Consider the following 13,285-nt stretch of genomic DNA (forward strand, 5'->3'; position numbering starts at 1 on the left):
ATTTATACACCTCAAAACAAGTTATTTTATAGCACGTAGTTATCGATTGTTGGTTTTTAATAATTTTTGGTTATGTATTTGGTATATAGTATAAAACCTACGATATAATGCAATCGTTTTGTTAGTAATCATCGGTTACATGTTGTAAATCAAGTAAACCAATATGTATCAAGAGGTGAAAGCAATGCCATATATTCCACCAGCTAAAATTATTATTCCTAAGAAAAAACCAAAAGATTTGAAAGAGCTTCTGAAGTTGTTGTTTCCCAACAACTTAGAAAGGCAGAAGCTGGCTCTACTTCTGCTGATGCGTATTCATGAGGATGAGAAGAAAAAGGGATTTCGAGCAGAAGAGTGGTTAGGATTTATTTTGGAATATCTCGGCAATAAGGAACTTATCGCTTATTACATTATACTAGTCAGAAAGCGTTTGCCCAGAACGGAGATTCATAAGAGGATTGGAAAGAAAGCGAAAGAATTGGGTGTTCCTTTTGGGACTGCGAAGACTAACTATAATATTGTTATAAAAACGCTCCAAAATGCCCGAATGATATACAAATCAGGAAATTACTATAGAACCACAAAGAAATTTAGTGAGCTGTTGCGTGAAATGGCTGATGTTTGGGATGAGTGGAGGGAAGGATAAGTTGATTATCACAATCGAGTTTTAGGTCAGTTAGCTTTTACGCTATTTTGATGTCTTGATTGTTACTTCTTAAATGAGCAAAAAGTTTATATATTCTCCGCAGTGCTTAATTAAATGTAATTAAATATCATTAAAGCTGGAGGTGGTTTGAATGACGGAGGATGAAAGGAAATACACAACAGTTTCAATTCCAAAGCCCCTCTATGAGAAGATAAAGAAGAGGATTGAGGGAACAGGCTTTACATCAGTCTCTGACTACGTTACTTATGTTCTGAGGGAGGTATTGGCAAGCTTAGAGGAGGAAGAGAAAGAGGAAGTCTTCAGCGAAGAGGAAGAGGAGAAAGTTAAGGAAAGACTTAGGGCTCTTGGATACCTTGACTGACTTCTGTTAATTTTTATTTGGGTGATTAGAATGGTTTCTAAGCCACATGGTGGAAAATTAGTTAGGAGAATAGCTGCTCCAAAGACAAGAGAGAGAATTCTAAGCGAGCAGAAAGAGTACCCAAGGGCTGAAATTGATCATGGAAGGGCAATTGATCTTGAGAACATAGCTCACGGTGTTTACTCGCCCCTCAAGGGATTTTTAACAAGTGATGATTTTCAATCTGTTTTAGACCATATGAGACTGAGTGATGATACCCCATGGACAATTCCAATTGTTCTTGACGTAGAAAAGCCCGAATTTGAAGAGGGAGATGCGATTCTGCTTTACTATGATGATTTGCCTATAGCGAGGATGCATGTTGAGGAAATCTACACTTATGATAAGAAAGAATTCGCTCAGAAGGTTTTCAAGACGACTGATCCTAATCATCCTGGCGTCGCTAAAGTCTATGCAATGGGTGAATATTTGGTCGGTGGTGAGATTGAGCTTTTGAACGAGTTACCTAATCCTTTTGCCAAATACACTCTCAGACCAGTTGAGACGAGAGTTTTATTCAAGGAGAGGGGATGGAAGACGATAGTTGCCTTCCAGACGAGAAACGTTCCTCATATGGGACATGAATACGTTCAAAAAGCTGCATTGACTTTCGTTGATGGTCTCTTCATAAATCCCGTCTTAGGAAAGAAGAAGAGAGGGGATTACAAGGATGAGGTAATCATCAAAGCCTATGAAGTTCTATTCAAGCACTACTATCCAAAGGATGCTGCTACACTCGCAACTGTCAGATATGAAATGCGCTATGCTGGGCCAAGAGAAGCAATACACCATGCAATCATGAGGAAGAACTTTGGTGCAACTCACTTCATAGTTGGAAGAGACCATGCAGGTGTTGGTGACTACTACGGACCTTATGAGGCATGGGACCTGTTCGATGAGTTTCCGGATTTAGGCATAACTCCAATGTTCATCAGAGAAGCTTTTTACTGCAAAAGATGTGGCGGAATGGTCAACGCTAAGATATGCCCCCACAGCGAAGAGTTCCACGTGAGGATAAGTGGAACAAAGCTTAGGAAGATGATAATGAGTGGTGAAAAGCCTCCTGAATATATGATGAGACCAGAAGTTTATGAAGTGATAAGGGGCTTTGAAAATCCATTCGTGGAGTGATCTAAATGTTAATAATCCACCACTGGGACACCGACGGCATAACATCAGCAGCTTTAGTTGCTAAAGCTCTTAGCTTAGAGGAATTTGAAAATTTAACTCTCCCCATTGGAGAATTCAGATTTGATGAAAGAATCAGAAATGCAATTGAGAAAGCTGACAAGATTTACGTGCTCGATCTAAATCTGCCTAGTGAAGTTGAAGGAATCAGCAAGGAGACAATCTTCATCGATCACCACATACAGCCAAGAATTCAAAATCCAAAAGTTAAGCAGATAAACCCAGCTTTGAATGGGGAATATGTTCCCTCAGCCTCTTTCGTTGTTTCCCAATATTTTGGTATCTGGAATGAATGGACTGCTTTGGGAGCTTTGGGCGACATAGGCAAGAAAGCACTTGAAATTCCCAAGGTTAGAGAGCTCTTAACGATAAACACGGAGGAGGCCCTTAGACTGGTTCAGCTCATTGATTCAAACTATGTGGTTATGGATAGGGAGGGTGTGGAAAAAGCCGTGAAGGTTCTCCTAACACATAACCTAAGAGAGCTTTTGGAATATGAGCCTTGGGTTAAGAAAGCTGAGGCGATTGAAAAGACAATAAATGATGCAATTGGTAGTTTAGAGCTTAGAGATGGATTTGCCTTCATAACTTTTGAGAGTCCTTTCAATGTGATCTCCAAAGTCGCAAGGAAAGCGGTCTGGGAGCTTGGATATAAAGGAGCAGTGGTTGTGAACAGAGACTTTCATGGAAAAGCTCAGATATACTTTAGAATTTCACCTGAGCTTGCTGATAAAGTAGACATGGGGAAAATAATTTCACTCCTCAAGGAAAAAGGCTTCAATGCTGGTGGAAAGAGGGAAGTTTTAGGCTGTATATGTGAAAAATCCAAAGCTGATGAAGTTTTAGAGATAATTAACGCTCATCTGAGGTGATCAGAATGAATGAGGAAATTAGAGAATATTTAGAGAACGTTAAGAAGGTCTTTGTGATTGGTCTTGACTCCGCTCCTCCTGAGCTTTTGTTTGATAGGTTTTTGGATGATTTGCCTAACATAAAGTGGCTGGTGGAGAGGTCAATTTACGGTCCGATGCAGAGCACAATTCCAGCCATTACAATCCCAGCTTGGATGGTAATGGCAACTGGGAAAACTCCTGGTGAGCTCGGTTTGTATGGTTTTAGGCATAGGAAAAAGGGAACTTACAATGACATCTGGATTGCCCACAGCTTAATGGTGAAAGAACCAGCTGTCTGGCATTACATAGCTGAAAAAGGTAAAAAATCGGTTTTGGTTGGAGTTCCGCCGAGCTATCCTCCAAAGCCAATCAACGGCTGGCTTGTCTCATGTTTCATTACACCAGATGCTTCCGTTGATTATACGTATCCAAAGGAGCTTAAGGGAGAGATTGAACGCTTAGTTGGGGAATATATATTTGATGTTGTCTTTAGGAAAGAGAACAGGGATGAGGTTAAAGAGCAGCTCTGGGAGATGACAGAAAAGCGGTTTGAAGTGATTAGATACCTCATTCAAGAGAAGGACTGGGACTACTTTGAGTTCGTTGAAATTGGCCTTGATAGAGTCCACCACGCATTCTGGAAGTACTTCGATGAGAACCATCACCTCTATCCTGGCGACGACAACCCCTACAAGAACGTTATTCCCGATTATTATAAGCTCCTTGACAAAGAAATTGGAAAGACTTTGAAGCTTTTGGACTTGGATGAGACGGCTGTAATAATCGTTTCAGACCACGGAATAAAGGCAATGAAGGGAGCTTTTGCAATCAACCAGTGGCTCATTGAAGAGGGACTGCTGAAGATTAAGAATCCAGAGATTTTGAAGGAAGGAAGGCAGGTCAGATTTAACGAGCTCAAAGTTGACTGGAGCAGAACAATAGCTTGGGCCTGGGGCGGCTATTACTCCAGAGTTTTCCTCAACGTGAAGGGAAGAGAGCCTCAAGGAATCATTGAGCCCGAAAAGTATCACCAGGTTAGGGATGAAGTTGCTGAGCTGATAAAGAGCATAAGAGGACCAAACGGAGAAAAGTGGGACACGAAGGTGTTCTATCCTGAAGAAATTTATCCAGTTGCCAAAGGTGATAAGCCAGACATGATGGTTTACTTGGATGATTTGAACTGGCGTGCTGCTGGAACTCTCGGCTATGAGAGTCCCTATCTGTTGGAGAATGATTTAGGGCCGGATGATGCAGTTCATGCCGAGTATGGAGTTTTCTCTCTCTATCTGCCTGGAATGGAAAGCGAAAAGAGAACACAGCTCACAATCTACGACTTTGCCCCAACTGTGCTCAAGCTCTTTGGAATGAAAAAGCCTCTCAGGGGGAGGAGTGTTGTATGAACAAAGAAAACATAGTCTTTATCCCTCATGCACTGGAAAGAATGAAGGAGAGAGGAATTTCAAAAGAGCTTGTGGTTGAGGCTTTGGCCAACCCGGACAAAGTTGGAGAGGGGTATTTTGGGAGGAAGGTCGCTCAGAAGGTTATAGATGGAAAATTGATCAGAGTCATTTACGAAGAGCACGAAGATAGCATCATTGTGATAACAGTCTATATAACTTCGAAAGTTGATAAATACTTGAGGTGATGCAAATGAAAATTTCATATGATCCAAAGTATGATGTTATGTACATCAAGTTTTCAGATACAAAGATAGCGGATACAGTGGAAGTCGATGAGGGGATTATCATAGACTACGGAGAGCATGGAGAAATCGTAGGTATAGAGATAATTAACGCATCGGTGAGAATTAAATCGAAACCCCTGAGCGAGATCACCATAAAAATAGAAGAACAAGCCGCTCCTTAGGTGAAATGTTATGGAGGGCTTTACAATCTGGCTCACCGGTCCGAGCGGTGCTGGAAAAACAGTGTTAGCTCATGCTTTAAAGAAGAAGCTCAAAGAGCTTGGATATAAAGTTGAAATTCTTGATGGAGATGTCATAAGGAAAACTCTCTACCCCGAGCTTGGCTTTTCCAAAGAAGCGAGGGAGATGCACAATAGAATAGTGATCTACATGGCCAAACTCTTGTCAAGGAATGGGGTCATAGCAATAGTTTCTCTAATCTCTCCTTATAGGGCTGTTAGAGAATATGCAAGAAAGGAAATTGGCCGCTTTATTGAGGTTTATGTATATGCACCTTTAGAGGTTAGGATTCAGAGGGATCCAAAGGGGCTGTACAAGAAAGCCATGCGCGGTGAAATAAAGGGATTGACTGGTTACGATGGAGTTTATGAGGAACCGGAGAATCCAGAGGTTAAGGTTGACAGCTCAAAGATGACCCCCGAGGAAGAGGCTGAAGCAGTGCTGAGGAAGGCTAGGGAATTAGGCTATCTGCCTTAAGGTGAGCTCCATGCTCTCTTTTATTTTTCTCGGCTTTCTAGTTGGATTTTTGGTTGGACTAACTGGTATTGGTGGAGGAGCTTTGATGACTCCTTCGCTTATTTTCTTGGGAGTTGAGCCTCTGACAGCTGTTGGGACTGACCTTTTATATGCAACTGTTACGAGAATTTTTGGTGTGTTCTTCCATCATAAGAAGGGAAGCATTAGGTTCGATTTGTCTTTGAGGCTTTTTGCGGGAAGTTTACCCGCAATTTTACTCGGATCTGTTCTGCTTAGGGTTATTGATAAAAGCACGCTTAATAATTATCTTACCTTATTACTAGGTGCAATTCTTGTCCTTAGTTCTTTCCTCAGCTTAATTAAGGGAGAAATTCACGTTCCCATAAGACCTAGGAGAGAGTATTTGTATCTTTTAGGATTCATTGTCGGCTTAACTGTTCAGTTCACTTCAGTTGGTGCTGGAGTCATAGTGAGCTTTGCATTAATGAATTTAGCTAAGCTCAGCCCGAGAGAAGTTGTTGGTGTTACGATATTTTATGGCTTAGGTTTGTCAGCTTTCAGTGCTTTGAACTATGCATTTCTAGGGAGCATAGATTATCGTTTGGCTTTGGTTTTGATTGCTGGCACTTTACCGGGTGTGTATTTGGGGACTCATGTAAATACGAAAGCAGATAGGGATAGGTTGAAGAGGGTTATTAACGTGATAATTTTGGTTATTGGACTCTTGATACTCATTCAGAGGGTGGCTTGAGTTGTTCTCAATTATGAGTTAAGGGGCTTCGCCCCTTAGACCCCGTTTTTATTCTTTTATCTCGGCGCTTCGCGCCGCAACATATATTCCAAAAAATATAAAAAGTGTGATGATTTATATTATTGGGGATATAAAATGCTGAGGGATGAAGAGATATTGGAGGCATTAGTCCCTTATAATTTTTGGGGGAAACCTCAGGAAACTGGTATTGAAAGAGAAGAATATCTGGAAAAGATTGAAACTTTTTGTAGGGCTGGGAATTTTATAATAGCAATTATAGGTCCAAGGAGAGCTGGAAAGACATTTTTGGCGAGACAGTTTTTAAAAAGGAAAATATCACAAGGGTTGAATCCTAAACAAACCCTGTATGTGAACCTCGAAGATCCTAAGTTCCACGCATACCTTAGCTTGGAGCTCCTTGATGAAATTTATAGGGCGTATAAGATCCACATCAATGACGAAGATTTTTCCCTTATAGTTTTAGATGAGGTGCAAAACCTTCCAAATTGGGAACGATGGGTCAGGAGCATAGCTGAAAAGGAGAATGTTAAAGTAATTGTAACTGGCTCAACGTCTTCTTTGCTTAAAACTGAAGTTTCTAGAGTGTTGACAGGGAGGAGCTTAACTTTGGAAGTTTTTCCTTTAACCTTCAGGGAGTTTTTAAGTTTTAGGGGGTTAAATTTGAGAAGCTTTGCAGAAATCGTTGCAAATAAAATAAAAATTGAGCGTCTTTTGGCTGAGTATATGGAATTTGGTGGTTTTCCACAAGTTGTGCTGGTCGAGGATGAATATTTGAAAAGGGAAATTTTGAAAGAACTTTTTGAGGGAATAGTTATCCGGGATGTCGCTTTTCGTTATGGATTTAAAGAGTTAAATACTGTGAAGCTGATTGCGGAATTAGCAGTGAACAGGTTCGCTTCGCTTGTAAGTGGAAGTTCTCTTAGGAATGAAGTTGCTGGGATTGTAAAGAGAAAAGTTTCTCCAAATTTTGTGATAGAAGTTTTAGAAGCACTGGAGGGGAGCTATTTGATCTTTAGAATTCCACCGCTTTCATATAAGGTTAGTGATATTAAACGGCACCCGAGGAAACTCTATGTGGTTGATACTGGTATCATAAATGCTGTAACACTCAGGTTTTCTAAGAATATTGGACGGTTAGCTGAGAATATTGTGGCACTGCATTTAATAAAAAGATTCGGAAAAGAGAATGTGTTTTATTATAAAGGAGATAGAGAAGTCGATTTTTTAATTAAAAAAGGCTTGGAGGTAACAAAAGCAATTCAAGTGAGCTGGGATTTAAGTGAAAGTAGGGATAGGGAAGTTAAAGGTTTGCTAGAGGCTATGGAAGAGTTTTCACTGGAGGAGGGAGTGATAATAACATCAGCCTATGAAGGATTAGAGGAAATTAAAGGAAAACGTATAAGATACATCCCATTGTGGAAGTTCTTGCTGTTGGAATAAAAGGGGCGAAGCCCCTTAGACCTCTTTTTTATTTCTTTATCTCAGCGCTTCGCGCCGCTAAATAGTGCAATTATTCAACATAGTAGCATAAAGAGAAAAATGCTTAAATATCTCATTCTTTACTCCATATCTTGGTGGTAATATGAAGGTTTTGATTATGGCAGGTGGTTACGCTACTCGCCTATGGCCTATCACAAAAGATAACCCAAAAGCTTTACTTCCCGTTGGGGACAAAGTGATTCTTGACTATATCATTGAAAAAACGAAAGAGCTTGATTTGAAGGTCTATGTTTCAACGAACCGATTTTTTGCGAAGTACTTTGAGGAGTGGAGCAAAGATAAAGATGTTGAGCTTTTAATTGAGGACACTCTCCATGAGGAGGAGAAGCTCGGCACGATTGGGGCTTTAAATGAGGCTCTTGAAAGGCTTGGCTTGGATGATTACCTAGTCATCGCTGGGGATAATTTGTTCTCTTTCAGCTTGAGGGATTTTTTGGATAGATTCGATGGAAATACGCTCATCGCTGTTTATGATGTCGGTGATTTTGAGCTCGCAAAGAGGTATGGGGTTGTTCTCCTTGAAGGTAATAAGGTAATTGATTTTGAAGAGAAGCCTGCAAAGCCGAAGTCAACTTGGATAAGTACTGGAGTCTATGTGTTTCCAAGGGAAGTTATGGAGATGATTCCTCAATACTTGGAGGAGGGTAATAGAGACTCGCCGGGATATTTTATTCAGTGGCTTCTCAAGAAAGGAATTGAGATTCATGCGTATAAATTTGATGACTACTGGTACGATATAGGTTCTGCGGACAGCTATTTAGAAGCTTTGAAGACTCTTTTAAAGGAGAGCCAGATTGAGGAGATTCAGATTAGTCCTTATGCGAAGATCATTCCTCCTGTTGTAATAAAAAGGGGTGCGAAGATTCTTGGAAGATCAATTATTGGGCCTTATGCATACATTGGTGAGAACTGTATGATAGAGAACTCTGATATAAGTGATTCGATAATCTTTAAGGACACAATAATAAGGAATTCAACGATTTGGCGTTCGATTATTGATGAGAAGTGTGAGATTAGGAATTTGGAGCTTAAGAAGAGCTTAGTTGGTGGGCATGCGAAGATACAGAGAGGAGATTAAGAATAGTGAGGGATGTCATATAGGAGTTGGTCTCTAGCGGAGTTCCACCTTGAGGCAAAGCTTACATCCATTAATACGAACCTCACAACTCTGGGCAAGTTGTGGGGTTTATATTTCAGATACAAACTTTGAGTCGAGGTGAAGCTTTCGCTTCAGTCCTCTTCCTATATAGCACCCCTCACTATATACTCATACTTAACTTATATAAACCTTTCTATTTTATAGTTTTTTATCTAGAGCAAATTTTAATTTGAAATTAATAAAAGATTAAACCAAAAAATTTTAGTTTTATCAAGGTTAAAGTACCCTGCTCAACAACTTTGGGATTGTTAGAGCACTAATTATTTGGAACGCAATCTTCAGCCTTTGACTTCCTATTTTTACCACTTGAAAGCCTCGTCCTTTAGGGCGGGGAGGAGGTCAGAGGAAGAGAGTTTATCCATAGATGTTTTTCAAATTTTCTACTAGGTGAGGACTTATATCTGCAGAATAGGCGTCTTTTGCATTTCTTTCTAAAACCTTGCCCCCTAGAGTGGAAAAAGATCAAATAGAACTACAACGGTTCTGATTTTCATAAGTTAGCACTCTCCGTTAGTTCTTTCAAGAATTTCAGAACTCCATTCCAAACTTTTTCAAATTCTGGGAGTGGATTTATTTGATGGGCTAAGCTTCTCTCCCAAGCTCTCTCATAATAGATTCTGCGTTCTTTAAAGATTTCCAACTCAAACTGGACATTCTTAAGTCTGAACTTTTCGGGAAGAATGCTAAGAGCAGTCTCTAATTCGATGGTATCCTTTAATTTCCACACATCATACAGATCCCTTGGTCTTGTCCTTTGGAAGAGCGAGCGAACTTTTTCGACAAAGATTTCCTCCAAACTGTAGGATTTCAGCCTCACGAGCGAAAACCTGTCCGCATCGGAATATTCATGAAGCAACTTCTTCTCATGCAACGGGAGTACAATCTTCTCGTACTTTTCTAATGTTATATCCAATCTTTATCTTTGAAGGAGTTCCTGTTTTTCTGACAAGTCTGAACGGAATCTTGATTTCAAATCCCAGCAGTTTTCCCTCAAAGCTTCTGACTTCATACCGGGGCTCAAATTCTAATTCTAAAAACTCCACTGGACCAGTGTTTGCGAACTCCAACATTCTCTCCAGTCTCTCCCTAAGCTTATACGCGTTAACTTCTTCAATTAAAGTGTAGTCCAAATCCTCAGAAAAGCGATAATCTCTAAAATAAGCTTTCTTCAGACACGTTCCGCCTTTGAACGCCAGGTTCTTCCAGAGTCCGCTCCTCCAAATTGTTGAGATTGGTAAACCTAATTCAAAGCTTTTCCTTTTGATTTCATCAATCACCATTCCAACTCCTCCCAGTAGTCTTCAGGAACGTTTACCAGAAGCCCCCATTTGTAGTCAAACTTTCCCCTGGCGGGCATCGTTGGATCAAGGAGTGAAAAACTCTTCCTATCTTTATCTGAAAGTTGAATTTTTTCCTCCAGCCCTAAACCCAGTCGTTCACTAATATAACCCAGCCTCTTTAGGATTGTCTTGTTTTCCATTTTTTGAGCATACTCTAAGAGCTTTTTCTGATTAAAGCTCGCGTTCTTTAATGCCTTCACGACCTCAATTATTCCGCCGCAATATCTGGGCTTGTCTAAGCAATCCACTATGGTTTTCTCTGGGTCTGTGATATTAACTTTCCTTCTTCCAATCTTTACTGTATTCAAGCCAAAGAACTTGCTGGGCTTCACTGTCACTATTTTGAACTTCCTGTTGTTGAATTTAACGATTTTCTCATAACCCCTCTTTCTTGGTGTTTGGACAAAGGTGATGTTGGGGATTTGTTCCGTTAAGCCGTAATAATTTAGAGCACTCCAGTAGGCTATGGCACTTGGCTTTACGAAGAGGGAAGCGAGCACAAATTCGTGAACTGAAGGTGGTTCGTTGGGATCTAGTGTTATGGCGTAAATACCCTTGCCAATCCTTTTTATGAAGCCTGCTTCAGAGAGAACTTTGAGATAATACTTCATTAAGTTCCGGTTAATTTTTAGATGATCAATTGCTTCTTGAATTGTGAATGCTTCTCCGAGCTCTAAGAGCCTTGTCAGGACTTCCATTTTATTCATATTTTCTCACCATCAGGTAAATACTCTTACCTAATTATGAGACTTTTTGAATATAAACATTTCGCAAGGAATAGAAGTTTATGTCCAGGAATTTTATTGTGAATTTTATTGTAGGATGCTCATTGAACTTAGATCCTTATTAATCATCCACAGTTAACGATTTTGATAACTTTGGTGTATATTTTTGAGATTCAATTTTAGTTAAATCCTATGGCATGGTGTTTTTGCTTTAGTTTTCTTTGCTAAATTCAATAAAACGAATTAGGCCTTACATTTTTCTTCCGAAAGCCTCCCCTTTGGTACAGAGAAAAGGTCAGTTTTACTGGAGGAGTTATTCCTTGGATTGTGGATGAAATCATCTCAAGATCTCTTTTAGGGTTGCAACCAACAATTGTTCCTTCGTTGTTGACTCCTATTAATATATTCTAAAGTCTATCCTTTAGGACGAAGAGGAAGCTAGAAATCAAAGCTCTCAAAGCCATCATAATTAAGTCCGATGAGCGAGGCAAGCAAGATTGATATTTAGGCAAAGGGGCTTCATCCCTTAAACCATGTTTTATTCTTTTTATCTCGGCGCTTCGCGCCGCAATATATGTTTTATCCGGACATCATTTCTTTCTTTTGTTTATGCTTGCTAAAACCAAAATATTTAAATATTCGAGTCATATTTATTATAATCATGATTCGAAAATTTGTAAACCGGAGGAGAGAGCTCGAAGTCCTAGAGAGAGCGTGGAGGGGAGGCTTTCGACTTTTTGTGGTTTACGGGAGAAGAAGGGTGGGAAAGACTGCCCTTTTGAGGAAATTCTTGGAGAACAAAAGGGGCATATATTTTCTCTGCTCCCAGAGGGGATATGAGAAAGACCTCGAGAGATTTTCTCACGAGATAAGTTCTTTTATTGGTGCTCCGGTAAGATTCGAAAGCTTTAGGGATGCATTTAAGTTCCTAAGGGGACAGGGGAGGCTTTTGGTGATTCTTGATGAGTTCCCTTACTTAATAGAGGCAGACAAGGGTGTTACATCCGAGTTTCAGGAGGTGGTGGATATAGTGCTTGAGGGTTCAGAGATCACAATTATCCTCTGCGGTTCGAGCGTTGGAATGATGGAGCGTGAGGTTCTCAGCTACAAGAGCCCTCTCTATGGGCGAGCAAGTGGGGTTCTGAAGGTCAAACCATTCCGCTTCTTCGATATGGTCGAATGGTTTGGAAAGGACTTTGAGAGGCTTTTAAGACTCTATGGGGTCACGTGGGGGATTCCTAAATACATGGAATTCTTCAAAACGGGGAGCGATGATGAGATTATCAACAACTTCTTTGACCCGAGTGCATTTCTTTTCAACGAGGCGAGGCTTCTCCTCATGGAGGAACTGAGGAATCCAACCAGATATATGCAGATTATCGAGGCCATAGCCATGGGAAAAACCCGGCTTAACGAGATCGCTCAGTACGTTGGGATGGAGGCCAAAGACCTATCTGCATATCTTAGGGTGCTCTCAAATCTTGGAATTGTGAGGCGGGAGGTTCCAATAACAGAGAGGAAAGCCAAGAGAGGGATTTATGTTATAGAAGATGAGTACTTCCGTTTTTACCACCGCTTCGTCAGTCCGCATTATGAGGAGATAGACTCCCTCAACCCTGAGCCAGCAATTCAGGATTTCCTGAGGAACTTTAACACTTACCTTGGAAAGACCTTCGAAAAAGCAGCCAAAGAGTTTTTAATAGAACTTAATAAGCATGGGAGGTTGCCGTTTAAATTTACGAAGATCGGAAAGTGGTGGCATAAAAATGAGGAAATTGATCTCGTTGCACTGGACAAAAGGGAAAATAAGGCTCTGCTGGTGGAGGTAAAGTGGAAGGAGTTGAGCGAGAAAGAGGCGAGGGGAGTTTTAAAAGATTTAGAGCGTAAAAGTGGGCTTGTTGGGTTAGAAAACTGGCAGAAGTATTACGGGTTGATAGCGAAGGGCATTAAAGGTAAGGAAGCCATCACAGGTGAGGGCTGGCTCCTGTGGGATTTGGAGGACTTCGAGAATTTGAATTTCAAGATAAGAAAACTCTGAACGGGTCCACTTCGAACATGAGGAGAAAGGGGTATAAGCTAATTTAGACAATCTCCAGAAATTTGTTGTCTTTTGGATCTCTGCAAAAAGAGTAATACGCTTCCTTGGATTTACATTTCTCTTTTGAAAGCCTCACCCTTCAGGGAAGGAGGTCAGATATGTCGTACAATACGTTAAGAACTATTTAGGATAACATTTTTAG

General features: G+C 40.5%; 15 protein-coding genes. 12 read left to right on the top strand and 3 right to left on the bottom strand.

What is annotated here, in order from left to right; genetic code table 11:
- The first annotated feature begins 184 nt into the window (after positions 1-184).
- The 11 genes from E3E24_RS06935 (at position 185) to E3E24_RS06985 (ending at position 8,899) form a co-directional block, all read left to right on the top strand.
- Positions 185-646 carry a hypothetical protein gene (locus E3E24_RS06935; RefSeq protein WP_167886967.1) on the top strand — a complete coding sequence of 154 codons (462 nt, stop codon included), beginning with the start codon at positions 185-187 and terminating at the stop codon, positions 644-646.
- A 151-nt stretch (positions 647-797) separates the two neighbouring features.
- Positions 798-1,028 carry a ribbon-helix-helix domain-containing protein gene (locus tag E3E24_RS06940; protein WP_042682552.1) on the top strand — a complete coding sequence of 77 codons (231 nt, stop codon included), beginning with the start codon at positions 798-800 and terminating at the stop codon, positions 1,026-1,028.
- A 30-nt stretch (positions 1,029-1,058) separates the two neighbouring features.
- Positions 1,059-2,198 carry a sulfate adenylyltransferase gene (gene sat, locus E3E24_RS06945; RefSeq protein WP_167915758.1) on the top strand — a complete coding sequence of 380 codons (1,140 nt, stop codon included), beginning with the start codon at positions 1,059-1,061 and terminating at the stop codon, positions 2,196-2,198.
- Between the two features lie 5 nt (positions 2,199-2,203).
- Complete coding sequence (locus tag E3E24_RS06950; protein WP_167886965.1) at positions 2,204-3,127, top strand: DHH family phosphoesterase; 924 nt, start codon at positions 2,204-2,206, stop codon at positions 3,125-3,127.
- A gap of 5 nt (positions 3,128-3,132) precedes the next feature.
- Positions 3,133-4,548 (top strand): alkaline phosphatase family protein, encoded by a 1,416-nt coding sequence (locus E3E24_RS06955; RefSeq protein ID WP_167886964.1) that lies wholly within the window; start codon positions 3,133-3,135, stop codon positions 4,546-4,548.
- Positions 4,545-4,793 (top strand): DUF4258 domain-containing protein, encoded by a 249-nt coding sequence (locus E3E24_RS06960; protein ID WP_167886963.1) that lies wholly within the window; start codon positions 4,545-4,547, stop codon positions 4,791-4,793. Before E3E24_RS06955 ends, E3E24_RS06960 begins: the two co-directional genes overlap by 4 nt.
- A 5-nt stretch (positions 4,794-4,798) precedes the next feature.
- A complete protein-coding gene (locus E3E24_RS06965; RefSeq protein WP_167886962.1) occupies positions 4,799-5,014 on the top strand; it encodes a DUF2283 domain-containing protein in 216 nt (71 codons plus the stop codon).
- Positions 5,015-5,024: 10 nt separating this feature from the next.
- Entirely contained in the window at positions 5,025-5,549 is a 525-nt protein-coding gene (cysC, locus tag E3E24_RS06970) for an adenylyl-sulfate kinase (protein WP_167886961.1), read from the top strand.
- A 10-nt stretch (positions 5,550-5,559) separates the two neighbouring features.
- Entirely contained in the window at positions 5,560-6,300 is a 741-nt protein-coding gene (locus E3E24_RS06975) for a sulfite exporter TauE/SafE family protein (protein WP_167886960.1), read from the top strand.
- A 135-nt stretch (positions 6,301-6,435) separates the two neighbouring features.
- Entirely contained in the window at positions 6,436-7,761 is a 1,326-nt protein-coding gene (locus tag E3E24_RS06980) for an ATP-binding protein (protein ID WP_167886959.1), read from the top strand.
- 142 nt (positions 7,762-7,903) lie between these two features.
- Entirely contained in the window at positions 7,904-8,899 is a 996-nt protein-coding gene (locus tag E3E24_RS06985; RefSeq protein WP_167886958.1) for a sugar phosphate nucleotidyltransferase, read from the top strand.
- A 571-nt stretch (positions 8,900-9,470) separates the two neighbouring features.
- On the opposite strand, the gene E3E24_RS12965 is transcribed toward E3E24_RS06985, so the two are convergent.
- Genes E3E24_RS12965 through E3E24_RS06995 form a run of 3 tightly spaced genes read right to left on the bottom strand, consistent with a single transcriptional unit; the run spans position 9,471 to position 11,027 of the window.
- A complete protein-coding gene (locus E3E24_RS12965; RefSeq protein ID WP_255454059.1) occupies positions 9,471-9,851 on the bottom strand; it encodes a nucleotidyl transferase AbiEii/AbiGii toxin family protein in 381 nt (126 codons plus the stop codon).
- Positions 9,844-10,260 carry a nucleotidyl transferase AbiEii/AbiGii toxin family protein gene (locus E3E24_RS12970; RefSeq protein WP_255454060.1) on the bottom strand — a complete coding sequence of 139 codons (417 nt, stop codon included), beginning with the start codon at positions 10,258-10,260 and terminating at the stop codon, positions 9,844-9,846. The genes E3E24_RS12965 and E3E24_RS12970 overlap by 8 nt, the downstream gene beginning before the upstream one ends.
- Positions 10,254-11,027, bottom strand: a complete 774-nt coding sequence (locus E3E24_RS06995) for a type IV toxin-antitoxin system AbiEi family antitoxin (RefSeq protein WP_167887330.1) — start codon at positions 11,025-11,027, stop codon at positions 10,254-10,256. The genes E3E24_RS12970 and E3E24_RS06995 overlap by 7 nt, the downstream gene beginning before the upstream one ends.
- A gap of 679 nt (positions 11,028-11,706) precedes the next feature.
- Between E3E24_RS06995 and E3E24_RS07000 the strand changes: the two genes are divergently transcribed.
- Positions 11,707-13,083, top strand: coding sequence for an ATP-binding protein (locus tag E3E24_RS07000; protein WP_167887329.1), 1,377 nt, complete (start codon positions 11,707-11,709; stop codon positions 13,081-13,083).
- Positions 13,084-13,285: the final 202 nt, after the last annotated feature.

It is taken from the genome of Thermococcus sp. LS2 (assembly GCF_012027375.1).
GTDB lineage: Archaea > Methanobacteriota_B > Thermococci > Thermococcales > Thermococcaceae > Thermococcus_B.